Annotated in this window: 14 protein-coding genes; 7 read left to right on the top strand and 7 right to left on the bottom strand. The window is 43.4% G+C overall.

The window, feature by feature from the left end; translation table 11 throughout:
• Nucleotides 1-6 precede the first annotated feature (6 nt).
• From DW182_RS15055 to DW182_RS15075, 5 genes are all read right to left on the bottom strand, one after another.
• Nucleotides 7-3,066: a TonB-dependent receptor gene (locus DW182_RS15055; RefSeq protein ID WP_009130256.1), complete on the bottom strand. Its 3,060-nt coding sequence runs from the start codon at nucleotides 3,064-3,066 to the stop codon at nucleotides 7-9.
• 127 nt (nucleotides 3,067-3,193) lie between these two features.
• Nucleotides 3,194-6,220: a DNRLRE domain-containing protein gene (locus tag DW182_RS15060; protein ID WP_118296028.1), complete on the bottom strand. Its 3,027-nt coding sequence runs from the start codon at nucleotides 6,218-6,220 to the stop codon at nucleotides 3,194-3,196.
• Between the two features lie 3 nt (nucleotides 6,221-6,223).
• The gene (locus DW182_RS15065; RefSeq protein ID WP_118296029.1) at nucleotides 6,224-8,503 is read right to left on the bottom strand and encodes a sialate O-acetylesterase; all 2,280 of its coding nucleotides are present in this window, start codon (nucleotides 8,501-8,503) and stop codon (nucleotides 6,224-6,226) included.
• A gap of 210 nt (nucleotides 8,504-8,713) precedes the next feature.
• Nucleotides 8,714-11,593: a glycoside hydrolase family 2 TIM barrel-domain containing protein gene (locus tag DW182_RS15070; protein WP_118296030.1), complete on the bottom strand. Its 2,880-nt coding sequence runs from the start codon at nucleotides 11,591-11,593 to the stop codon at nucleotides 8,714-8,716.
• Between the two features lie 22 nt (nucleotides 11,594-11,615).
• Nucleotides 11,616-15,617, bottom strand: a complete 4,002-nt coding sequence (locus DW182_RS15075) for a two-component regulator propeller domain-containing protein (RefSeq protein ID WP_118296031.1) — start codon at nucleotides 15,615-15,617, stop codon at nucleotides 11,616-11,618.
• Nucleotides 15,618-15,703: 86 nt separating this feature from the next.
• Between DW182_RS15075 and DW182_RS22715 the strand changes: the two genes are divergently transcribed.
• The 3 genes from DW182_RS22715 to DW182_RS15085 are packed head-to-tail and all read left to right on the top strand — an operon-like array spanning nucleotide 15,704 to nucleotide 17,476.
• The gene (locus DW182_RS22715) at nucleotides 15,704-15,835 is read left to right on the top strand and encodes a hypothetical protein (protein ID WP_007661613.1); all 132 of its coding nucleotides are present in this window, start codon (nucleotides 15,704-15,706) and stop codon (nucleotides 15,833-15,835) included.
• A gap of 41 nt (nucleotides 15,836-15,876) precedes the next feature.
• Entirely contained in the window at nucleotides 15,877-16,665 is a 789-nt protein-coding gene (locus DW182_RS15080) for a LiaF domain-containing protein (protein ID WP_118296032.1), read from the top strand.
• Between the two features lie 4 nt (nucleotides 16,666-16,669).
• The gene (locus DW182_RS15085) at nucleotides 16,670-17,476 is read left to right on the top strand and encodes a LytTR family DNA-binding domain-containing protein (protein ID WP_007661610.1); all 807 of its coding nucleotides are present in this window, start codon (nucleotides 16,670-16,672) and stop codon (nucleotides 17,474-17,476) included.
• A gap of 87 nt (nucleotides 17,477-17,563) precedes the next feature.
• On the opposite strand, the gene DW182_RS15090 is transcribed toward DW182_RS15085, so the two are convergent.
• Complete coding sequence (locus tag DW182_RS15090) at nucleotides 17,564-19,222, bottom strand: flotillin family protein (protein WP_118296033.1); 1,659 nt, start codon at nucleotides 19,220-19,222, stop codon at nucleotides 17,564-17,566.
• Nucleotides 19,223-19,246: 24 nt separating this feature from the next.
• Nucleotides 19,247-19,744, bottom strand: a complete 498-nt coding sequence (locus DW182_RS15095) for a hypothetical protein (protein ID WP_118296034.1) — start codon at nucleotides 19,742-19,744, stop codon at nucleotides 19,247-19,249.
• A 159-nt stretch (nucleotides 19,745-19,903) separates the two neighbouring features.
• Between DW182_RS15095 and DW182_RS15100 the strand changes: the two genes are divergently transcribed.
• From DW182_RS15100 to DW182_RS15115, 4 genes are all read left to right on the top strand, one after another.
• Nucleotides 19,904-20,341, top strand: a complete 438-nt coding sequence (locus tag DW182_RS15100) for a hypothetical protein (RefSeq protein ID WP_233564169.1) — start codon at nucleotides 19,904-19,906, stop codon at nucleotides 20,339-20,341.
• 102 nt (nucleotides 20,342-20,443) lie between these two features.
• The gene (locus tag DW182_RS15105; RefSeq protein WP_118296036.1) at nucleotides 20,444-20,851 is read left to right on the top strand and encodes a LapA family protein; all 408 of its coding nucleotides are present in this window, start codon (nucleotides 20,444-20,446) and stop codon (nucleotides 20,849-20,851) included.
• 1 nt (nucleotide 20,852) lies between these two features.
• Nucleotides 20,853-22,067 (top strand): sodium ion-translocating decarboxylase subunit beta, encoded by a 1,215-nt coding sequence (locus DW182_RS15110; RefSeq protein WP_009130245.1) that lies wholly within the window; start codon nucleotides 20,853-20,855, stop codon nucleotides 22,065-22,067.
• Between the two features lie 220 nt (nucleotides 22,068-22,287).
• Nucleotides 22,288-24,885, top strand: a complete 2,598-nt coding sequence (locus DW182_RS15115; protein WP_118296037.1) for a glycoside hydrolase family 2 protein — start codon at nucleotides 22,288-22,290, stop codon at nucleotides 24,883-24,885.
• The last annotated feature ends 607 nt before the right edge of the window (nucleotides 24,886-25,492 follow it).

Genomic DNA, 25,492 nt, shown 5'->3' on the forward strand with positions numbered 1-25,492 from the left:
TAATAATTAGAATGACAAATTTACTCCAAACACAAACTGTCTTGACTCAGGATATGCACCGGGAGTCAACTCCGGGCTATACGACAGGAAGTCTGTGAACGTAAGAAGATTCGTAGCGGTTGCATATACTCTTAACTTTTGAAGCTGGATTTTCTTAATCCAGGCGGTGGGGAATGTATATCCCAGTTGCAAAGTACGCAAACGGATGTAAGAGGCATCTTGTATGGCCAAGGCACTCTGATACGTCACATTCGAATTATGGGTAGGACGTGGGAAGTCATTTGAAGGATTAAACGGAGTCCAGTAATTCACCTTCACACCGTTCAATTTTCCCTGTAATGAACCACCACTGTTTGCATCCGACAGATAGGCATTCTGAATCTTGCGTCCGGATACTCCATACCAATCCATAAAGAAGTCGAAGCCTTTCCATTTAAGACTTGTGTTCAATGACAGGGTAAAGTCCGGGTCTTTGGAGATAGGAGTACGGTCGTCTGCCGTAATCTTCCCGTCACCATTCAGGTCTTTCACTTTCACAGAACCCGGCGCCACTGCATCCTGACGTTCCAGAACTTTGTCGGGTATACCGTCTCCATCTGTATCAATGGTTGGTTTTAAGGTATATGTCAGTTTGCCATAAGCATCACGGGTAATATCAAAATCAGTGTATTGATAAATACCGTCCGGTTCATAATTGTAATATACATTGATAGGTTTACCTACAAACCAGTTATTTCCAGGCTGGCTCAACGGTTTTCCATTCTCATCCACCTGATCGTCAATCTTAACGATCTCATTGGAGTATTGACTAAAGTTAGCTCCCAGGCTCCATGTGAAATCTTTCGTACGAATCACGTCACCGCTAACACTGATATCAATACCGCTCGACTTCGTTTCTCCCAGATTATCAAGCATCTTTTCGTAACCTAAGGCTGAATTCAATCCACGATAAACAAGCAAATCGGTAGTCCGGGTTTTATAATACTCAATGGTACCCGACAGTCTGTTTCGGAACAAACCAAAGTCCAAGCCCATGTTGACGGTTCTGGATTGTTCCCACTTCAGGTTAGGATTGGTAAGTTCTGCTCCGGGAAGATAACCCATATAGGAATTATCACCAAACTCATATCTGAGTTTGTCAGTCAGACCAAGAGTTGTATAATTACCGATACCATTCTGATTACCTACAATACCATAACTCAAGCGTAGTTTCAGATTATCGATCCAGGTTGCATTCTGAAGGAACTTCTCCTGATTCACACGCCATGCAAGGGCAACAGACGGGAATGTACCCCATTTGTTATTCTTTCCGAAACGACTGGAGCCGTCTCTTCTGACTGCAACATTCATAATATATCTATCCATCAGGATATAAGAAGCACGTCCCATGAAAGAAACCAGGTTATTCTCGGTAAAGGAACGTATGGGAGACCCTGTAAACTGTCCGTTTGCTATGAAGTTCCAATCCATATCCACCGGTAATTGGTCGGTAGCATAGCCCAACTGCTTTGTCTGCTTATGGTCAACAGACTGTACTGCGGTAATCGTCAGTTTATGCTTCTGGTCTTTAATAGGGACATTGTATGTAAAGATGTTCTCAATCAGATAACTTCTGTCTTCCCTGTCAGTCAGTTTAGCCGTAGCTCCACCACCCGGATAATTCACTCCTTTTGCTTCGCCATCTTCCTGTTCTCTGTTATAGAGCGATGTATTCAGGCGGTAATTGAACCCTTTGAAAGGCTTCAACTCCAGAAAGACATTCAAACGGTAACTATTGGTGGAAATCTCACGCTTATAGTTTTCCGCTCTATAGAACGGGTTGACATCATTATTAGAATTAATATAGCGTGAATAGCTACCATCTTCATTATAAATCTGTGCAATCGGAGTACGGGTGATAAACTCGCTGAAACTACCATCTTCACGATCGGATTTGGTAAGAGCATAAGACGAGTTTACACCAAGGCTAATCCACTTATTAATGTTATAATCCACATTCAGGCGAAAAGCCGCCTTCTGATAACCAGAACCTGTAGTTACCATTCCGTCCTGATCGAAGTAATTGACACCAGCAGCCATCCGTATCTTATCATTTCCGCCACGCAATGTTACGTCATGATTGTGATAGAGTGCATTCTTCAACATCTCTTTCTCCCAATCTATAAATTGTCCGCTTGCCCACACTTGCTGCATGACATCATCTCCCAAGGCTTCAGCGATGGATATTTCGCGTGCATCAATCACACCTTTATCATTGGCTTTTGCTTCACGCCGTAACATTACATATTCTTCGGGTGAGTAGAAATCAAAGTTGCGCCATAAAGACTGTATACCTACATATCCGTTGTAACTTACCTCCATCTTACCCTGGCTACCACGTTTCGTTGTCACCAGGATAACACCATCGCTGGCACGGGCACCGTAGATAGCCTGCGAAGCGGCATCTTTCAGAATCTCGATGGACTCGATGTTCTCCGCACTCAGCGTACTGAATTCTTCACTGTCTGAGATAGAACCATCGATAACATACAAAGGAGTATTGGATGCACTGATAGAACGGTTACCACGAACCGTAATATTAGGATTGGAACCCGGCCTTCCCGACGAACTTGTTACATTAACACCGGCCACGCGTCCACGAAGCATATCAGCTACGTTTCCTGCCGGGTAACTTTTCAGTTCATCCGTCTTAACCGAAGCGACAGAAGTAGCGACATCACTTTTCCGCTGATAGCCATAGCCCACGACTACAACTTCTTCCAGTTGTTTGGTATCCTCTACCATGACTACATTAATAACACCTTTATTACCTACCTTATGCTCCTGGTTCAGATAACCGATATACGAAAACACAAGTGTAGAATTCGAAGGTACCTCAAGAGAATATTTACCGTTTATATCGGTAATCACACCAGTTGCAGAATCTTTCACGCGAACATTCACGCCAATCAACGGACCTTGCGTATCAGACACAACACCTGTTACCCGCACGTTCTGCGCATGTACATCGGCCATAATCAATAGAAATACAACCGATAAGATTAGTTTAAAACAACAGTTTTTCATTTAATACATTAGATTTATATATTACTAATAAAGGAACAAGACAAAATTCACAAAAAACACAGAATCGGAATCTAAAAATCATACGGAAAGAAAGCACAATCGTACGAACGAAATAAATCTTTTCCGCTTACCACACTATCAGAGCCGGTTTATTCACAGATTCCCTGGTTCCGAAAGAACTATTCTTATTATTATCAGAATCATCTCCCAATTGGCGGACTTCCCTGATCAATACAAATGTAATTTCCGGCTGCCGGCATTTGCGTATCAATGAAGTGACATCAAGCTGATGCCAAGATGCTGTTTCAGTAACAACTATCTCACCGGCTACATGTGCCGCATTACCTACATCGGTTACGCGCACCTGGGCTTTTTCCAGATTGGGGGCATTCTTCCAGTTCAGGGTACTTTCGTCCCAATTACTATTATCCAACGCGTAGACATGGAAGCGATAGGGAGATGTGGTTGACGAGCTGCCATACAGCCGGAGTATAGCGGCATTCATTTCCTCTTTATTCATACCCGACAAGTCGAACTTGAGATAGCTAACCTGATTGCCGTTGGCTCGGGAAGCATTCATTTCTATATTCATCACTTTGGCTTTACCAAAGTTTTTCTCACTATTTGCCCCGGCCTTAACGGTTGCATCCGCCGTTGCCACCAGTGTCTTTGTAGCATTGGAACAGATAGGAATGGTAAGGAGCATTACACTCTGGGCAGGAAGTTCAAACGAAAGCTGTCCTTCTTCTGAGGTTTCTTTTATCCAGACCACTTCACCATAAGCATTTGCACTTACTTCCTCGGCAATCACCTTGGTTCCTGCCGGAAGGTTCAGCGGCTTCAGGTCCAATGTGAGATGGTTTGAAGAGAGTTTCCGTTGTACCAGCCATACATAATATCTCATTTCTTCCGGATTAAAAGAAGTTATTGCATCCACATCATTATCAGCAACCGACTTCACAGTATTCAGCAACGGGCGTTCTTCCTTAAATCCTTTTGCAAATAGGCGAACAACTTCACCCGTACGCTGAATGCCACTTATATCAAAAGAGAAAGGAATCTCTTTGACGGACTCCGCATCAAACAGTTTGATTTCCCTTACTTTGATACTCCCCTTATCCGTTGCAACAAAGCGGACTTTGGAAGTAGTTACAGGAACATCGAACAGAAAAAAGGATTGAGCATAACGTGCATCTTTCTCAACGGTTTCTTTTATATCCGCCCATCCGGTACCGTCCCAATACTGCAAACGGAATTTCTTCACCCGGTCGGGAGCCGTATAAACTCCATATGCCGAACCCGTATAGACTACAGCCCCACCCAATGAAGTACTTTTTCCCAGATTGATTTCCAGGCATTTCTCTGCATCTGTATCTTGAGACACCCACATGGAAGCATCTGCCTTATTACCATCGGTTACTACTTTCACCGCTACTGGGCGAGATGAAGTCAGATCCATTACTTTCTTACCCAATGCCACATTGGTATAGGCATCCTCCACAATCCGTTTGCCTTGCCAGATAAAGTGATGTCCTGACTTAATGCCACGCGGATATGTTCCGCTGGTAGTATTGGCAAACTTAAAAGCCCACATTCCATACCCTTGATTGAGCGTATTGTTTGTATATTCACCGGCCCACTCTGTGAACAAGGAAGGAGAATCCATCGTCTCTTCCTTATCGATCAGATATGCATTCATCCAACGCCCTGTTTCCGTATAAACGATCGGAAGCGGTTGTTTCAAAGGATGATTTTCCACTATAATCTTTCTTATATCAGAAACCTTGGACGCATAACCTGCTGCCGGAAGATTATAAGAGTGGGTAGAAAATATATCCATCAAGTCCCTGTCCGAAGGCAAGCCGCGATAGTCGATACGCAGATTCTTCACGACTTCGGCCCACCAGTTTGTATTGGAACCCGCTGTAACCGGACTCACAAAACGTGATTTCAGATTCTTCCCATACAGCCTGTTCACATCCTGCACGGCACAATAAACAGCATCCGAAACTATTTTCATGGCATCTACATACTGGGTGATCTTCATTGGTCCGGCATGGCGATGATTCGGTTCGTTGTGCATGGCGTACATGGTTACATCCCCCGTCTTAGCCGCATAAAAAGCCAATGCATAGAAACGCTGCCACTGTTTCCATTTATTACTCCACGTTCCATCAAAATCGGTGGAATTTATCTGAAGAATAGCATCGATATTCAGACGCTTCAATTCTTTCAACGTGTATTCGAATACCATGGAATTGGTAGAAAAATGTGCTTCCCCACACTTCGCCAGGATAGGTTCCCATTGAATGAAACGATTATGCTCCGGATTGTTTCGCAACTCATTCTTGCAGGAATCAAAAGCCTCCAATGTAGAGAGTTCTTTATCATTGAGCACAACGGACTGGGGAATATAATCGTTCAGAGAAGTCCATACGCGCACACTGTTCACATTAGAGTATTCAAGCCAACCGGAAACATTACTTCCGGGTAAATAATATCCTTGATTGTAAGCCACATATTTCATGGACTTACCAATAATTTCTTTAGCCACCGTCACCTGCATTTCCTTTTCCAAAGGTTCCTGGAAAGCTCTTGGAGCTTCACCTGTAGTAACAGGAATCGGCATACCCGCCTTTTCCTTACCGTATACTTCAAACTCATTAATCCGGATCGGTTCACCATCGGTAGATACCAGACGAATCTGAAAAGTGAGCAACTCCGGATGAAAGGTGAACTCAAGCTTATCCAACCTGTTCTCCGTGCATTCCGTATCCGGCAGGTCCGTCCAGTTGGCATCATCCCAGTATTGAATCTTAAAATTCTTCACCGACCAGAATCCCGGTGCTTTTCCTTTCTCCTGCTCTGTTTGTTCGGCATCCGGAATTCCTGTATAGATAACAACCCGGTTTATATTATAATATCTCTCGAGATTAATATCCAGTGTATGGGGTGGACGCGCACTTTTACCACTCATCCAGGTAGATTTACGCGAAACGATTCCATCCGTCACATTGGATGCCGGAAACTCTTTCTGCTGCGATGAGGCAGTGACCGGTTTGTGTAATGCTACATTGACATTATCTGCATGTAGCCCTAAAAAGGGCATAACAATAGCACCACAGACTAAAAATAGTTGTTTCTTCAAGCTCATAAATTATCTTTTAATGGGTATTTCTATTCTTTTAGAGTAACAGGCTTTATAAGCCGCTTCAGCATATCTCCTACCAAGGATTATCTGACTGTCAGCACTAAAATGAGGGTCATTTTCATTGATCAGGGGCACCAATTCCTGGGATGACACACAATAGGAATAGGGAATATGCCGGGGAACCGTACGCAACATCTTATTAAATGCATCCGAAGTCCCATTCACCCGCCATTCGGCAATCTCTCCTACAATGACGGGGAGCTTTGTATCTCCCAGATCTTCCCGCAAATCGGCAACCAACTTTTGTAACTTCGCCATATACGCTTCCGGATTCCGACTATCGGCTTCACCCTGATGCCAGATAATCGCTTTCAACGTTCCATACTTCATGGCCTGGCGTATACGTGACAAAGCTTCTCCATAATAATCATCCTTAGCTCCTTTCAACCACGAATTTATAGAACTCCCTCCGCGTGCATTAACCACTAACCCAAGTTTATGCTTCGTTTTGTCTGCAATGGCCTTTGCAAAAGAATAGGCCGGGCCTACTCCTTGCAGATCTATTTGCTTGCGGATAGTAGAATACTTATTTAAAGGATTCCTTGCAGGTTCCATATCACCGTTCAGAGTCAGCAAGTATACATCCTTTATACTGCCTTTATAGTTATCAGTAATATATCCCCGTCCTGCCATGTTGGACTGGCCAATGAAAAGGAACAGATCAAGCTGGGGTATCATCGGTTCAGGATTGACACATACGCCTTCCGTTTCCAACCTGTATTTATCCGTGCGGAAGGGAAGGGCGGGAAAGCCTTCTTTATTAAAGAAATTCATGTATCCACTATTCACCCAGAGATAACGGACATCTACAGGATCATTTACCTGATTGCTCTTTACACGTACCCGATTGTTATCGACAATCACTGCTTCAGCCGGATAAAACTGACCGTCTTTACCGGCAACCATAAATCCGGAAAGCGAGGAAGAACCGTCTTTGGCAATAATCCCCGTACCCGCATTCGCAAATTCCAGAAGTAAACTGCCGTCTCCTGTTTTCGTCTTCTTTCTAAATTCAGGCCCCTGATAAACGATCTTCTTACCATAAACTTTACCCAAAGCCATCTGTGCAAGGCGCCAGCCAACTGTGTCTTTCACAATCGGATGAATATCTTTGGGATTTCCCTGGTCAAAAGCAACGGCCATACCTGTATTCTTCACATGCAGTGAGGTGAGGTATTGCGCCTCACGCAACTCATTCCAGTAACGGGTCTTTGTTTCAAATCGAGGTAACTGTACAAACAGGAAAGGAATATCTCCCTGTCCCCACGATGCCCTCCACTCCTTTATCATAGCGGGGAACAGTTTACGATATTGTGCCCCACGTGCTGTATTCGACTCTCCCTGATAGAAAATAAATCCTTTCAGAGTATATGGACTGACAACGTTCAACATCGTTTCGGATAAACCAACCGGACGACGAAAGTTCCATTTTCCCATAGGCTCCGTAGGTTTACCAATGTATTGTTTCTTTTCTGCTGATAATTTGTTATACTCTGCCAAAGACTTAATATAACGGTCATATATCTTCTCGTACTCTCCAGACTGATAAGCATCAGCAATACTATCATAACGCTCTATGATAGGGTGGAAGTCTTTATCGGACAACAGCAACTTCCGGCTCGTCCACGCCTCAACCGTCGTTCCTCCTACGGGTAGCTGAATGATACCGATAGGAATATTCAAATCTTTATGCAGATTCTTCGCAAAGTAGTAAGCAACAGCTGCAAACTCTGGTGCTGTCTCAGGAGTACAAGTCTTCCAGGATGTTTCAGGTACTTCGTGTCCCGGATAATATTTTCTCGGTACTTTATAATAACGTATCTGAGGATAATCAGCCAAATCGATTTCCGCCTTCGCATCCTTCACCCTGCGCAAAGCAAACTCCATATTTGACTGACCACCCGCCAGCCATACGTCACCTACGAAAACATCTCTAAAACTAACCTTATTATTACCATTTATAACTTCTAATTTATAAGGTCCTCCGGCTTCTCCGGTCCTTAGTGTGACCATCCATTTTCCATCAACAGCCTTACTTTTCCGACTGTGTCCTTCAAACAACACTTCAACCTGCGAACCGTCTGCCGCCTCTCCCCAGATCTTCACGTTTGCATTACGCTGCAATACCATATGATCCGTAAAAACATCGGCAACCGTAAACCCACCGTCAGCAAAAACAACGATGCTGGCCAGAAATAAAAATAAAGAAAATAAAATGCGTTTCATAGTTCAATTCGGTTTAAAAATGACTCTGCAAAGATGTCCGTTTACCGAGTGAAGACATATAACAATCGTTCTTTTATGAAGCAACTTTGTACAGTCGTGTTTAATACTGGCATTTTGCCATCGGATTGGCAAAGTTTTGCCAACAGGGTGGCAATATGTTGCCAATACGGTGGCAAGGTCTTGCCTACTTATTGGCAACTATCAGAAACCTTATTCTGCATGATCCGGACGCTCTGTACTTAATATTGTTTTCAGTAATATCACCCGACGGTCTCCTTTCAGGGAAACTTTCATTGTATTCTTTATATGCGAGATATCTGTTTCGACACTTAACTGTTGCTTGGGTTGAAGCACATAGTTCCCTGTTGTTTTGTCATTGACGGTGATGCTGATGTAAAGAGGCTCGTCCACAGGATTCTCCAATATGGTAATCATGATTTTCTTCTTCCCGGACAATGTCATGTAGAAATATCCTTCACCGCTGGTAGATGATTTACTGATCAACGGGCTTCCTCCTTTTGAAAAAGTGAATGGAGCCATAGGTCTTCTTCCATAAGGTACATATTGCACACCCGGTTTTGAATTCCACCCACCATAAGCACCGGCGTACTGGTAACCATATTCATCAATCTTCACTTCATATCTGGGGGCATGCTCCTGTCCTTTTGGAATGATAGGAACAGTGTTTACCATCAGGCCATTACAAGGTGCGTTCACGATTCCCCGTTCGGAAGCATAATCTCCCCAGATAATTGAGTCAGTCACTACCACATACGGTTCATGCTGCTTGTCGACAGACATATAACGAAGCATATTAAAAAGAAGTTTATCAGCTACGGGGTCTACTCCGCAATGATTAATCAAATCGAAACCAGACAACAGTATGGAGCCTTCACCCATAAACATCTCCGACAAGGCTGTCGCAGCCAAAGCACGGCTATAGTTGGCAAGGACGGCTACATTCTCCATCCCGGATTCACGAAGATCATATCCTTTGTCCACCGGATAAATGGCAGGAAAGCCTTTCTTCGATTCATTATAGGAGGTATAGTCGGACCAAAGGCGGAACTGCTTAGGGGTTAATCCGCTAAAAACCGGATGATACGGACGTTCGAGATTGATATTCATACCATCCGCATAGGCCAGAGACGGTGAAAGATAAACCGGATCATTATTGCTGTCTTTCAGAAACTCCACGGAAGTTGGCAACCACGATTGATTGAATGTTGTAGCATCTTGTTGCAGGCAAATAATGCGTCCACCCTTACTTACATATTCTTTCAACTGCCCTGACTGATTATCCAGTGAATCATCCCATGAATTCTTAGCCAGAATTAAGGTAGAGTTCCGGGGTAATTCCTTAACCATACGAACCGCTTTTACAGGGTAACCGAGTTTTTGCAAACAGTTCAAGGTTTGCTCTCCTGCCGAAGAATCGTACACATAAATGGTTTTCTTTATCACCTCTGTATCCCTCCAGTCTTTTCCGGCTATGAACAATTCACTCTCATTATAGGACACCTTCCTGCCTTTCGACCAAATCTCACCTTTCAGCATATAATCTCCCGAAACCAGATTCTGAGGAATATCTATTGACAAAGGCCTCTTACAAGTGCCATAATAAGGAACAGATGGAAGATCGACCTCTCCCGCCAATACTTTCTCACCTTCCTTTTCAATCCACCACTGCAAATGAACTTCATCCAAATCATTGCCATAATCATCGTCATTGACGACATGGGCTACCACCGCAAGCTTACTCCCTGCATAAATCTGCGACTGCCAATTCTCCCAACTCAGTAATACAGGCTGATAGCTGATCTGATATTGCCAGGCTACAGGTTTCGGTTTCATCTCAGCAAAGGACTTTACCCCATCCCAGTTATGAAATATAATTGTAAAGGGCATGGTACCTGCCAAGCAACTATTTTGACTTCTCAACCGACGGAACAATTCCGTTGCATTCTTCAGTACAAAAGCCTGATAGGTCATAGCTGCTCCAGCTTGTTCATCATCGGGCAGATGTCCTGTCCAACACTTCTGCGAACCCGGTTGTTTGGTTCTGGAACAGAGGTTGAAACGCCCGTCTATTCCTGTATAGTTTCCTACACATTCGGTAAAAGTAATCGGTTGTACTCTTCCCGGATTTTGCCACATCGCCTTATCACGCATATTGAGATAAGTAAGGAAAGTATTATAATACCATCCCCAATACCTATGTACATCATAGATATCACCCGAATGTCCCAGTCCATAACCGGTATTGCCTATATACAATCTGGTATCATCCCATTTCTTGAGTTCACGACACATCTTTGTCAGGAACTCCCGATACAGATCGCCCGTTTTACCTTCATAAGGCATTTCATTGGATAAAATATAGATGACTACGGAAGGATGAGAAGTGAACGGTCCCAGATCAATCTCCTTATAGGTTCTGAGTGACAGGTCAAAGTCTGTCGGTGGTGCAGTCTTGGTTGCATGTTTGGGGCGACCATACCGACCGGCAAATATCATCATACCTTCTTCATCGCACACATCCATCCAATTCTGATCATCGGGAATACGGATGATATTTATGTTCAGGCTCTTCATAAAGCGAACATAATCACGTGCAAAGTCTTTGCTTCTTTCCAGCTGTTCGGGTATTCCCCGCTCAGGCGGATTAATGGCATTACCCCGCAGATAGATAGGTTTATCATTCAAATAAAATACACCATCCCGCATCTCGAACTTTCTGAATCCAATCCGCTTATGCAAAGTTTCAGTACCTGCCTTTACTTCCAAGTCATAAAGTGCAGGATTAACAGGACTCCATAGTTCAGGAGTCAATTGGTCTATTTTCCAGACCACCGTTGTATCCACTTTATTCTTAAAATAAAATTCTCCGGAATGGCTGCACAATATCGCCTTATTTCGGGCATGCGTAATTACAGCATCAAGGGACAAACTTTCGTTCGCCTCAGCAGACAACATTACTTCAATCCTGATATCCTTATCGGTAGTGATAGGAGTTATCTTATGAACCTTTGCCGCCAACAGAGACAACGGAAAGAATGCACATAAAGCACACAATAATCTTGTTTTCATAGTATCAATTATAATAGTAAACTTATTCTTCTCCTTTCTGATATTGGGCGGGAGTCACCCCGAACAACTCCCTGAAACGTTTTATGAAATAGCTTGGGGAGTTGAAGCCAACTTCATATGCTATCTCCGAAACAGTCTTCGTATCCATCTGTTTCAGTAGCATCTGCGCCTTCTTCAATCTGATATTCAGAATGAAGTCATTGGGTGTCTGCCCTGTGATACCCTTAATCTTCAGGAAGAGTTTGGTACGGCCGGTATTCATAGCCTGGGCAAACATATTCACATCAAAATCCGGATTATCCAAATTTTGTTCAATACACGCTACACATTGTTCCATGAACTGATGGTCTGCGCTATTCGTAGCCAGTATATCCACATTGTTATCCATTTGTTTTGCATATTTTTTCTGCAACAGCTTTCTGCTGTTTACCAGATTGTTACAACGCATAAACAAATGTTTCACATTAAAAGGTTTAGTCACATAGTCATCTGCACCCATTTTTAACCCTTGCATTGTATATTCTTCGGCTGTCTGGGCCGTCAGTAATATCACTGGGATATGGGATGTTTCGAAATTACTCTTTATCTTCCTGCACATTTCTATACCGGACATCTTGGGCATCATGATATCGCTCAGTACAATATCGGGCTGTATTTCTTTTGTTTTTTCCAGTCCTTCTTCACCATCCTGCGCTTCGCAAACGGAATATACTTTGGAGAACAGACGAACCAGTAAACCTCTGAGTTCTTCATTGTCTTCAACAATCAGGATTTTACTCTTCGTATCTTCGGATTCATTAGCAGGATTCTCATCATCCATCACATCAGTCAGTGCCTTGTCACCATACATGGTCAATTCTGAAATGCATGATGAATCGATATCGGGAGTTGCCACTTTTTGTGAATCAGCAATGTGACTATCTCCCAAAGGCAATTCAACCACAAAAGTGGTTCCCTTTCCCTCCATGCTCCGCACACTGATTTTGCCTTTATGGGCTTCAATTATACTTTTAGCAAGTGCCAATCCTATGCCCGTACCTTTCTGGTTGTCCGTGCTGTCGACCTGATAAAAACGATCGAATATCTTATCCAGACTCTTTTCGGCAATACCGATACCCGTATCTGAAATAAGAATAACCACACTATTTTCATATTCCTGTACTGATAAGGAGACTGTACCACCCAGAGATGTATATTTGAAAGCATTGGACAGCAAGTTATAAATCACCTTTTCAAGCTGTACTACATCAAACCAGACTTCCAGATTCCTATCCTTATTAAGAAATTCAAGATTAATCTGTTTACCCCGTGCATACTCTTTGAAAGACAGATAGATTTCATCCAGGAACGCATAAATATCCTGCTTGCTGTATTTGAACTTTTCGAAACCCTGTTCTTGTTTCCTGAAATCAAGAAGCTCGGTTATCAGGCGCTTCATACGTAAGGTATTCCGATGAATATTTACCAGTTTATTGTACACTAACGGCTGAATATCATTCCTTTCCATCAACATCTCCAACTGACTCACAATCAATGTGAGCGGAGTACGAAATTCATGTGAAATATTGGTAAAAAAGCGAAGTTTAGACTGGTTCAGTTCTTCTATCTGTTTCTTCTCTTTCTTCTCGTATTCAAGTGAAGCCCGCAACTTTAATTTGGAAGAATAGAAACTAACCACTATATAGACAGATACAATCACAATAATAACATAAATACAATATGCCCAGACAGATTTGTAAAAAGGTGGCTTCACCACAATATCGATTTCCTTAAAAATACTTTCTTTACCGGAATATTCCTCAGAGCTCTTTATCTTTAGCTTATACCTACCCGGATTCAGGTTGGTGTAAGTAATGCCTTTACGATAACCTGCACTCATCCAGTCTTTATCAAATCCCTCCAATTTATAGTAAATCCGGTTTCTCAGTACCGATACATAATTGGACAACGAGAAATTTATAGTGATGATGGAATGGTTATGATTCAGCGTAATTTGTGGCTGATACAAAATAGACTCAGAGAGAATATTGGAATCATCATTCGGCAATATAACCTGGTTATTCACTTCCAATGAGGTAAAGTTAAGCTGATAGGGCTTTACATAAGAATTCAATTCTTTTTCAAAGAAAGATATCATCATCTTGGGACCGGAAAGGAATATCTCATTATCGCTGGCCACAAACAATCCGTAAGGGTTCAATGCCGTCATCGGAAAACCATTCTGTTTATTATAGTTATAAAAGCGCTGGTTCTCCATATCAAAACGTGAAAAGCCCTGATTACTGGCTATCAGGAGATAGCCGGACAAAGACTCTTTTATATCAAGGATATAATCATTGATCAGGTCCGAATTGTGTGAGTTAAACGGTTTGAATGAATTGTTATCCGGCTCATATAGGAATATACCATCTCCCGAAGAACCTGCCCAGATATTACCTTTCTTATCTTCAAAAAGTACATTTATCAAATTACTGCCTATAACCCGGTTTGAACTATTAGGAACGAAATACTCATCTCGTTTCCGGGTTTCAAGATTATATTTAACCAGTCCCAATGAATAAGAGAACCATAAATTATTGTTCCTGTCAAGAAGCATATCAATGATCTGTCTGTTATTGAGTCTACTATCTTTCAGTAGCTTTGTGCACTCTCCTGTTTGAGGATCAAACAAACCTATTCCGTTATGGGTTGCCAGCAAAAGATTTCCTTTATACGGAATAACTTTGCGTACTACATCATTGATCAACGAATTCTCTTTCCCCGGAATATGCCTGTAATTGGTAAACTGATGCGTTTTCAAGTCCAATTTATCCAATCCTCCTCGTAATGTACCTACCCACAGAGTCTGGTTTTCCTCATCCAAATGCAGAGATTGTACCGTATTGGATGCAAGGGAATTCTTATTTATATCATGCTTAAACTCTGCGAAGCTTCTTGTTTTTCGATCGAGATAGTTCACTCCACCACCTTCCGTTGCAATCCAGATATTTCCTTTAGAGTCTTCTTTCATTCGTCCGGCAAAAGGAGAGGTCAGCTTTCCTTGCTGAGATTCATCGGAATAATAATAGGTATAAATCTCATAGTCCGGATTAAACAGATTAACCCCACCGTAATAAGTGCCAATCCAGAAAGTTCCTTGCTGATCCTTCATCATACAGATGATGGAAGAATTACTCAGGCTATAAGGTTTATTATCTTCACTGTAATTGGTGAAAGTATTGGTGGTGACATCCAATTTATCCAAACCTTTAAAAGTCCCCACCCAATAGTTACCCAAGTTATCTTCGACCACACAACGGACATAATTGCTTGAAAGTCCATTCTTATAAGGTGCATGCACATAGTTTGTTTTTCCACCGTTCCTGTCCAATCGGAAAAGCCCATCATCTTTGGTACCTACCCAAATATTCTTTTTGGAATCTTCATAAATACAGGTTATATCCTTTGTTGGGAGATAATTAAGCCATTTCTTATTACTGTCCAGCATGTACAAGCCATTATTCATAGTTCCTACATATAGGTTCCCTTCATGGTCTTCGGTCACACAGGACATGCGTACATCCTCCAGGTGATAATAATATTCCAACTTATCTTCCGCACGGTTATAGGTGAATAAAGAGTCTCTGGTACAAGCCCACAGCCGAGAGTTACCGTAACTAATGGCCTGAATGTTATTATCGCGAATCGTATGAAAAATATTCTTCTTAATATCATATTCAACTACGGCATACTTGCAACGAATATAAATATGCCCATCCTTATCACCACAAATCGTACCTATATTATTATTATAAAGACTATGTTTATCATTCTCAATCGGACGGAATATATAAAAATCGGTACCGTTATAACGGTTCAAACCATCTTTAGTACCTATCCAGATTATTCCGAATTCATCCTGATAAATAGATGTAACTGTTGGTTGCGAGATGCCATTTTCTACTCCGAATGTTTGAAAATGGATATCCTGTGCGAACAACAATCCGGGAGCCAGAAATAAAAGGAGCAACAATATCCACAACATTACTATTGATAAGAGAGTCTTTTTCATACCGTACAATTTTGTTATAAGGTTCCTGTTTTGCAAAACAAAAATAGCGGAATCTATGAATGACCTATATAAAAATAGAACAAATCTATGTCGATATCGTACGGAAGCCCTCCGAATTCACCGATTCATACCCGGAACTCATCGGCTTTTCTACCGGAAATCACCCGGAAGGGCTATACAGGGATGAATAATTCGCTTACCTTTGAGCCATGAATCAATAACAATAGAAATAATGGAAAAGAAACAAAACTTCCCGTCTCATGCAGGTTTATCGGGCAAAGCACTGATAGCTTCACTCTTCATCATCTCCGGAATATTACTGTTTGCCCGTAACGTAGGTTGGATTACGTATGACTTATTTAGCATAGTGGTATCCTGGCATAGCCTTCTTATTGTATTAGGTATCTACACGATAACGCGCCGCCATTATCTGAGCGGTTCTATCCTCACCCTGATAGGTGTTTATTTTTTAGTTGGAGGATTATCGTGGTTACCGGAGAACTCACAAACCATTGTCTGGCCTGTTGCACTGATTGTGGCGGGTATTTTGTTCTTTGTAAAATCCCGCCGTAGAGAACGCTGGATGAAAAGCCATATGAACGGCCGTTACCAGGACTGGGCTAAAAGAAGAGGTGGACATATGCACATGAATATGGAAAACAATGAGCAACAATGCGAATCGGAAAACGGTTATCTGCGTTCCGACAATGCTTTTGGTTCTGTACGTCATGTCGTATTGGATGAATTGTTCAAAGGAGCCAGTATCCGGGCTTCATTCGGAGGAACCGTCATTGATCTACGCCACACGCATCTTGCACCGGGAGAAACCTATATTGATATCGACTGTACTTGTAGTGGAATAGAGTTGTACATTCCTTCAGACTGGAATGTTGTACCTCAATGTAATGCTTTTGCCGGCGGATGCGAGGATAAGCGTTGGCAAGGAGCAAATATTAATAAAGAAAGTACACTAATAATCCGTGGAAATATTTCCTTCGGTGGATTAGAGATTAAAGGCTAATCCTATGAGAGCACATCCAATTATAGATTATCCTTATCGTTGGTTTCCGATGCTTGTGCTTGCATTGGTTCTGGCAATCATCCAGGCAACCCTGTTGTGGGGATATACCGGAGCTGACTGGCTACCTGCCATCATCGACGGAATCACAACAATCGGATGGCTTGCGGCACTGGCATACCTGGCTTGGTTTGTAGTAGGCCAAGTATCCATTCTCCAGACAAATGTCATTACGGTTGTATCAGGAATATTGCTCTGGATTGCGGGCAGCTTCATGGTCTGCGACATTATGGTAAGAATTGCAGGAATACCTTATATCTCTTTTGCCTCTACCATACCTTTCAGACTTCTGTTCGGCATACCGACATGGATAGCCATTATATTGTGGTATCACCTGATAGTAGTGAAAGCCCCGGAAGCACAAGAAGATGAATTCATTGTACCGCAATCCGTAAAAGCAGAAAAAACGGAAGAGCAAGAGGAAACCATTGATCGCATTACTGTAAAAGACGGGGCACGAATACATATCATCAAAGTAGATGAACTGCTATATATCCAGGCGTGTGGAGATTATGCGACTTTGATCACCCCCACAGGAGAGTACATCAAAGAGCAAACCATGAAGTATTTTGAAGGACATCTGCCAAGTGACAACTTTGTGCGTATCCATCGTTCCACCATTGTAAACGTGACACAGATATCGCGGGTAGAACTATTCGGAAAAGAAACCTACCAAGTGTTATTGAAAAACGGAACTAAATTACGGGTTAGCCTGACGGGCTACCGGCTATTGAAAGAACAACTGGGAATATAAAGACCTAAACTATTCTATAAAACAAAAGCGAAGAATCCGCCCCATTGTGAATTCTTCGCTTTTTTTTTAGCAGACAAGGTTATCTGATTATTTCTTCTTATCGTCTTTCTTTGGTTCATCCTTTTGGGTTTCCTGTTTATCTTCCTTTCCTTCCGGATGGATGATTCCCTTTACGGTCTCGCCAATAGGTAGTTTGTCCAGTACACCGAGGCTCGGAGCCACTGTCTTCACCAATGTATTCAGGAAGTTGCTTGTACCTCCGTTTCCACCATCGAATACAGTAATGTTTCCTAAATTCATGTGTTCGAATGCTTTCACCTGTTCTCCGGCAATTTCTTTCCATTGATCTACCATCTTATATTGGATAGCGATAGCCGGATTAGATTCTGCCGCACGTACCATAGCCTCGAAACCTTCAGCTTCAGCAAGCAATGATTTCTTCTTACCTTCAGCCTCAGCTTCCAACTTCATCTGGATGGCTCTTGCTTCAGCCTCAGCCTGTGCCAGAGTTGCTTTTGCACGAGCTTCAGCCTCACGGGTAATCTTTTCGGCAACAGCATCAGCCTGAAGAATGGCTTCTTGCTTTGCAACTTCAGCAGGTACAATCTTTTCAGCCTTCAAAGAAGATTCCACTTTACGGGCTTTAGCCTCTTCTACTTCTTTTTGAGCTATTTCGCGGGCAGCCTGTACGGCAGCTTCCGAACGTGCTTCAGCTTCACCGGCCTGTTTGTCGGCATTGGCACGCGTTACAGCCAGTTCGGCATCAGATTGTGCCACAGCTTTCTGAGCCTCATTTCGCCCGATAGCAGCTTTCTTTCCTGCTTCCGCCTGCTTAATCTCCATGTCAGAATTCAGTTCGGCAATACGGCTTCCCTTTTCCGTATTAGCCTGCTCAATCCTGATATTTTTTTCAGCTTCAGCCTTTGCCACCTGCGACTCTTTTTCAGCGTTGGCAATAGCTACCTGCGAGATTCGATCCTTATCAGCATTAGCCACAGAGATTTCCTGCAATTTTTTAGTCTCGGCAATGGCAATATCTTGGTCTTTACGTGTTTCGGCAACTTTCGTCTCACGTTCCTTTATTTGATTGGCAATCTTGATGGCACCCAGTTTCTCCTGTTCCTCAATGTTTGCCTGAGCCTCATTCAACGCCTTACTTTCAGCTTCCTTACCTAGGTTGACAATATAATTGGCAGCATCACGGATATCGCTGATGTTGATGTTCATCAGATACAAACCAAATTTGCGAAGTTCCGTATCGATGTTATCCTTTACTTTAGAAAGGAATTTATCGCGATCGGAATTCAGCTCTTCAATCGTCATATCGGCAATGACCAAACGCATCTGACCGTACACAACATCCGTTATCAGGTTCTGTTTATCATCTATTGTCAGCCCAAGCATACGCTCAGCAGCATTTTGCATTACTTCCGCATCAGTACTGATGGCAACTGTTATCGTGGTCGGTACATCTACACGGATATTCTGGGCAGACAGCGCACCGGTCAGTTTACAGTCTATCTGCATCGGTTTCATGGACAGGAATTCATACCCTTGGATTATCGGCCACACAAATGCAGCACCACCATGATACAACTTGGCTGACTTCTTATCACCACCCGTTTTACCATATACTACCAGTACTTCGTCACTTTTACATTTCCGGTAACGGGAAAGAATACCAATGAAGGTAAGTAAGATAACCGCCACGAGTATGGCGGCCATAATCATCATTTCTTGTGTCATAAATCTATGTTTTTGAGTTTTGTTTTATTGAATATATAGAGTTCCGTCCTTATAGCCCGTAATAATAGTTTTATCACCTGTCTGATAAGTCTTATTCGTTTCAGATACTACATCTATCTCACGCATAGCTCCATCACGACTTGCCTGTACAGTAAATCTGCCATTTCCTTGCCCAAAGTAAATGGTGCATTCTCGGCCTACTAATTTTTCCGTCTTTTCCGTCTTATTCACCTGCTGTAACTGATAGGCTTTTTTATAAAGAAACCACACAGCGAAAACGAAAAACAGACCAATCAAAATGGCAATGGAATAACTCTGAATGTCAGTATTTCCAATCAGATACATGTACCATCCAAAACCGATACCGAAGTGCGTCAATCCCTTAAAAGATACCACACTGCTGATGTCGGCATCCACATCTGTATCTGCATCAATGTCTCCGAAAAAAATGGAAAGAATGAACTGTATCACAAAAATACCAGTTGTGACCACGGCGATAATCAGAAATATATTACTGCTCATAGGAATTTGAATTATTGTGGTTTACAATATATTTAGATATATTATTCCAAATATACACATTTGCAGAACATACACAAAGAAACCGTTCTCTATTTAACAAAATTTTCTTGAGGAGGAAAGCAACATTACACAAAGATATTTGTTATGTTTACGGACGCTATGATGAAACATCTACACTATATATTTCTGTTTATGTGCCTCTCACTAGGAATGTCTGTCATTCTGCAAGAGGAACAGCCGGCACTTCGGATGATTACCGAAGCCTCGACAGATACTTCCGTCACCCCTACACAAACAGGATGTTTCATTTCAATGTCAGCAGATTGTTACTCAACCATTGCTCACCGCCCGTTCTTTAATGATGAAAACAATGAACGTAAAATCAACGGCATCCTCCTTCAGGAGAACTCTTATAATCAAGCTAACGCTCCATCGAAATTACTGAAACTTAAGATCCATCCGTCTGTAGGACAGATGCAACGTATATTCTCCACTCATTTACCGGTGGAACAAAATGCCAGCCTCTCTTTCACTCCCAGCGCTATCCGTTATTCTTACGGATATTACGTCTACGAGTTGAAGCATATTCTGATTTAAACCACCACTCTACTTGTTACTCCCCCCTTTACCGGAGGTATGCCATTGGCATGTCTTTGGTCAACCTATTGTTTATTCACATCTAAATTTAATGTAATTACTATGCTCGATTTATTAATAGCTACCCTCGAAATGATGGGGTTTACATTCGTGATCGGCTTCTTCGTGGCTTTCATTATCAAAATGATTGCCGTTGCTGCCAACTCATTCGACTTTTACAGTTCACACCAGAAAGAACTGCTTCGCCTGCGACGCCTGCGCAAGTTGCGCCAGAAGGTGGAGCTCATGATACGGGATATCCCTATAGAAGAAAATGAACTCTATAACGATAAACGCGAAGAATTCAGCCGCGGAGTCAACCGTGAGCTTTCCGATTATCGTGGATATTACCATGGAGTAAGCGCCGGAGTTTCCAACGCTGACCTGATGGATTACTACTATCCCGAAGATACGCACATTATGTATCTGAAGCAACAAGAAGAGATGTTATATCATAAGAATAAGAAATAGTATGGAAAATATAGATTTCGCGACCCTATTCCAAGGTTTTGGAACAATGATGGAAAGTGGCTACCTGCTTGCATCGGCCCGTGTGTTTTTAATCCTTTTAGGTTTGTTACTCATATATCTGGGCTGGAAAGGAGTGCTTGAGCCTATGGTAATGATTCCGATGGGGCTGGGGATGGTTGCCATCAATTGTGGAACACTTTTCATGCCGGACGGCACATTAGGCAACCTCTTTCTCGATCCGATGCTTTCGGATACGGATGACCTGATGAACACGATGCAGATAGATTTTTTGCAACCTGTCTATACACTCACCTTCAGTAACGGATTGATAGCCTGTTTTGTATTTATGGGCATAGGTACTTTGTTGGATGTAGGCTTTCTGCTACAAAAGCCTTTCGTCAGCCTTTTCCTGGCTTTATGTGCCGAATTGGGTACTTTCCTGACTATCCCCGTAGCTTCCGCCCTTGGACTGACATTGCAAGAAAGTGCTTCTGTAGCTATGGTAGGAGGTGCAGATGGTCCTATGGTTCTGTTTACATCACTGGCTTTGGCCAAACATTTATTTGTACCTATCACAGTAGTGGCTTATCTGTATCTGGGACTAACGTATGGCGGCTACCCGTATCTGGTGAAGTTACTGGTTCCCAAACGCCTGCGTGCCATCAAGATGACTTCGAAGAAAGCACCTAAAAACTACGATGCCAAGGTGAAACTGGCATTCTCGGCTGTGCTGTGTGCAGTGTTGTGCTTCTTGTTCCCGGTGGCTTCGCCGTTGTTTTTCTCTCTCTTCCTGGGAGTTGCCGTACGTGAATCAGGCATGAAGCATATTTATGATTTCGTTAGCGGTCCATTGCTTTATGGCTCTACATTTATGTTGGGCGTATTGCTGGGCGTGCTTTGTGATGCACATCTACTGCTTGATCCGAAGATTCTGAAATTATTAGTATTGGGTATAGTGGCACTGTTGCTTTCGGGTATCGGCGGCATTATGGGAGGATACATCATGTACTTCATTAAGAAAGGAAATTATAATCCGGTAATCGGAATTGCAGCTGTCAGTTGTGTGCCGACTACGGCAAAGGTAGCTCAAAAGCTGGTTAGTAAGGATAATCCTGACTCGTTCATTCTGGGGGATGCCTTGGGAGCAAATATCTCCGGGGTTATCACTTCGGCTATTATTACGGGTATTTATATCACGATCATTCCATATCTCTAAGATAATTATAAAGTAAAGGTACATTGATTTGAGGTTGTGTCGAAACTCTGACAAGCGTATCATTTTGTCATCCTGAGCTTGTCGAAGGATCTCTTCTCTGTGCATTCAGGGGAGCAGATCCTTCACTACGTTCAGGATGACAGAGCGAAATGATAGTGATTCTTACTTTTGACACAACCTCATTATTATTATCTTTGGGCTGAGAAACATCTTATACATAATGAAAAAGCCGAATTTAAACCTGAAGCGAGCGTCTTTGCTGACCTCATCACTCCTGTGCAGCGCCCTCCTGATAGCCGTCCCCCTGCGCAAAGAACTGAATGAAGGATGGAAGTTCAAGCAAGCCAGACTAAGCAACTGGTATCCCGCCACCGTGCCCGGAGTGGTGCACACCGACCTGATGGACAACAAAATCATCGAAGACCCTTTCTTCCGCCTCAACGAGCGAGGCATGCAATGGATTGACAAAGAAGACTGGATATACCAGACCACCTTCCAACTCACCCCCGAAATGATGGGAAGGGAGAACATCGACCTCATCTTCAAAGGACTGGATACGTATGCCGACGTATACCTGAACGAGAAGAAGATACTGGAAGCCAACAACATGTTCCGCGAATGGAAAACCAGCATCAAGCCCGACCTGAAACCCGGTGAGAACGTACTGAAAATCTATTTCCACTCCCCCATCAAAGTGGATATTCCCAAGTGGGACGCCCTGCCTTACCAGTATGAAGCCGGCAACGACCAGTCCGAGAACGGCGGAGTATTCAATAAGAAAGTCAGCGTATTCGCCCGCAAAGCTGGTTACCACTACGGATGGGACTGGGGCCCCCGCCTCGTCACCTCCGGCATCTGGCGGTCTGTATATGTGGAAGCCTGGGATAATGCCCGAATCAACGATGTCTTCATCCGCCAGCCGGAAGTCAGCAAAAGCCGTGCATCCCTCATCGGAGAAGTGGAGATACTGGCAGACAAGGAGATAGACCAGGCAAACGTCACCATCACCGAAGCCGCTTCCGGCAGAGTACTGGCGGGGCAAACCGTTTCCCTGCAGAAAGGCATCAACAAGATTTCCCTACCCTTCTCCATCAAGAGCCCGAAACTATGGTGGAGCAACGGACTGGGCGAACCACATCTGTACAGTTTCCGCACAGACCTCACCGTCAATAATCAGACATCCGATGCCTGGACAGAAGAAGTGGGCCTGCGCTCACTCAAAATCATCAACCGCCCGGACAAAGATGGAAAAACCTTCTACGTAGAACTGAACGGCATCCCCGTATTTGCCAAAGGTGCCAACTATATCCCGCAGGATAACTTCCTGCCGCGCGTCACACCAGAGCAATACGAAAAGACCATCCTCGACGCCGCCAACGCCAACATGAACATGCTCCGCATCTGGGGCGGCGGCACCTACGAAAGCGACCTTTTCTACCAACTTTGCGACCGCTACGGCATCCTCGTCTGGCAGGACTTCATGTTTGCGTGCAGCCTCTATCCCGCCGAAGGGGAGCTTCTGGAAAACATCCGTCAAGAAGCCATCGACAACGTGAAGCGGCTCCGCAACCATGCCTGCATCGCCCTTTGGTGCGGCAACAACGAATGTAACGATGCCTGGTTCAACTGGGGCTGGCAGAAGCGGTATAAAGCGCAGAACCCCGAATACGAACAGAAAATCTGGAAACAGTTCAACGACCAGTACAACGTCACACTCCCTCAGGTGGTAGAAGAGTATGCTCCCGAAAGCTTCTATTGGCCTTCTTCCCCCTTCGCCCGCTATGATGGCGGCAGCGACGACCGCAACGGCGACCGCCACTACTGGGAAGTATGGCACGGCAAGAAGCCGATTGAAATGTATAATAAGGAGAGAAGCCGTTTCTTTAGCGAATACGGTTTCCAGTCCTTCCCCGAATTTGAATCGGTGAAACGCTATGCACCGCGTCAAGAGGATTGGGACATCTATTCGGAAGTCATGATGTCGCATCAGCGGGGAGGTATGCATGCCAACGAGTTGATTGAAACCTATCTGCTGAACGAATACCGCAAGCCCAGAAACTTCGAAGCATTTCTTTATATGAACCATGTGTTGCAAGGCGACGCCATCAAAACCGCCATCGAAGCGCACCGCCGGGATATGCCTTACTGTATGGGAACGCTCTTCTGGCAGCATAACGATTGCTGGCCCGTGGCTTCCTGGGCAAGCCGCGACTATTACGGTCGCTGGAAAGCGCAGCATTACTTCGCCCGCAAAGCCTACCGGGACATCCTTGTATCTCCCATAGCCGACGAAGACGGGCAGTTGAAAGTTCAGATTGTTTCCGACCGCCACAAGGCTTGCAACGGTAGGCTTGAGGTAAAAGTCATGAAGCTGACGGGGGAAGTTCTCAACAGCTACAAGCGGAATGTGATAGTGGATGCCAATAGCAGCAAGGCGCTTTTCTCCGTCCCACTGGATGAAGCCCTGAAAGGAGTACGCAAAGAAGACGTCTTCATCCATGCCGTTCTCTTGACGGATAAAGGGAATAGCAACTATACCAACAACTACTTCCTGGTGAAGCAAAAAGAGGTGAACTATCCCAAGGCCCAACTTGCAACCAGTGTACAGCCCATTGAAGGAGGTTTTGAAGTAACGCTTAGTAGTGATAACTTCGCCCGTGCCGTCTTCATTGCTACCGGAGACGCAAACAGCTCCTTCAGCGACAACTATTTCGATATACTTCCCGGAAGTTCAGTTAAGGTGGAAGTTTATACAGACTTACCGCTGGCGACGTTTGAAAAACAGTTGAAGATGGTGTCTCTGAGCGATGAATACTAAGACACGCAAATGAGTAGTTGGATTTGATTCATAACGGATAAGAAAGGAGTAAAGGTGATTAGCGTTTAGTGATTAGTGATAAGCAGTACTATCCGTCATCCTGAGCGTAGTCGAAGGATCTACTCTCTTGGCATAAGGCTGCACTATACAGTAGGGGAAGAGATTCTTCGACTACGCTCAGAATGACAGATACTCAGTATATCATTTCATTCATAACCGCCGCAAACTTAAATCAAATGATATTCGTCATAGGCAAAGATATACTTTCAGCTTATTGAACGTATTCGGAAAGCTTTATGAACACGTTCTCTAAGCTTTCTGAGTGTGTTCACAAAACTTAGAGAATAAACTATTCATATATAGACGATTACAAGACTTGCATTTACCGGTTTCCGGACGTTATAAACTAAAGGCATTATCATCCCAATACAACAACAAAGATTCAAATAGGATAGGTTGAAAACTATACTTTGCCTTATTGTTTTTATCCTTTTGCCAGTAACAAAACTTCGTCCTCCAATTGCGGGACGTACAGTTTCCAATCGGGAGCTGCACGGCCCGCAAGTGGAAACCGGACAGCCCGCAATTGAGAAACGAGGTTTTGCCT

The sequence above is a fragment of the Bacteroides sp. AM16-24 genome (genome assembly GCF_003471885.1).
GTDB lineage: Bacteria > Bacteroidota > Bacteroidia > Bacteroidales > Bacteroidaceae > Bacteroides.

Excerpts from the sequence above, each read along its gene's own strand:
- DW182_RS15055 (WP_009130256.1), bottom strand. The coding sequence starts at position 3,066 with ATGAAAAACTGTTGTTTTAAACTAATCTTATCGGTTGTATTTCTATTG.
- DW182_RS15060 (WP_118296028.1), bottom strand. The coding sequence starts at position 6,220 with ATGAGCTTGAAGAAACAACTATTTTTAGTCTGTGGTGCTATTGTTATG.
- DW182_RS15065 (WP_118296029.1), bottom strand. The coding sequence starts at position 8,503 with ATGAAACGCATTTTATTTTCTTTATTTTTATTTCTGGCCAGCATCGTT.
- DW182_RS15070 (WP_118296030.1), bottom strand. The coding sequence starts at position 11,593 with ATGAAAACAAGATTATTGTGTGCTTTATGTGCATTCTTTCCGTTGTCT.
- DW182_RS15075 (WP_118296031.1), bottom strand. The coding sequence starts at position 15,617 with ATGTTGTGGATATTGTTGCTCCTTTTATTTCTGGCTCCCGGATTGTTG.
- DW182_RS22715 (WP_007661613.1), top strand. The coding sequence starts at position 15,704 with ATGACCTATATAAAAATAGAACAAATCTATGTCGATATCGTACGGAAG.
- DW182_RS15080 (WP_118296032.1), top strand. The coding sequence starts at position 15,877 with ATGGAAAAGAAACAAAACTTCCCGTCTCATGCAGGTTTATCGGGCAAA.
- DW182_RS15085 (WP_007661610.1), top strand. The coding sequence starts at position 16,670 with ATGAGAGCACATCCAATTATAGATTATCCTTATCGTTGGTTTCCGATG.
- DW182_RS15090 (WP_118296033.1), bottom strand. The coding sequence starts at position 19,222 with ATGACACAAGAAATGATGATTATGGCCGCCATACTCGTGGCGGTTATC.
- DW182_RS15095 (WP_118296034.1), bottom strand. The coding sequence starts at position 19,744 with ATGAGCAGTAATATATTTCTGATTATCGCCGTGGTCACAACTGGTATT.
- DW182_RS15100 (WP_233564169.1), top strand. The coding sequence starts at position 19,904 with ATGATGAAACATCTACACTATATATTTCTGTTTATGTGCCTCTCACTA.
- DW182_RS15105 (WP_118296036.1), top strand. The coding sequence starts at position 20,444 with ATGCTCGATTTATTAATAGCTACCCTCGAAATGATGGGGTTTACATTC.
- DW182_RS15110 (WP_009130245.1), top strand. The coding sequence starts at position 20,853 with ATGGAAAATATAGATTTCGCGACCCTATTCCAAGGTTTTGGAACAATG.
- DW182_RS15115 (WP_118296037.1), top strand. The coding sequence starts at position 22,288 with ATGAAAAAGCCGAATTTAAACCTGAAGCGAGCGTCTTTGCTGACCTCA.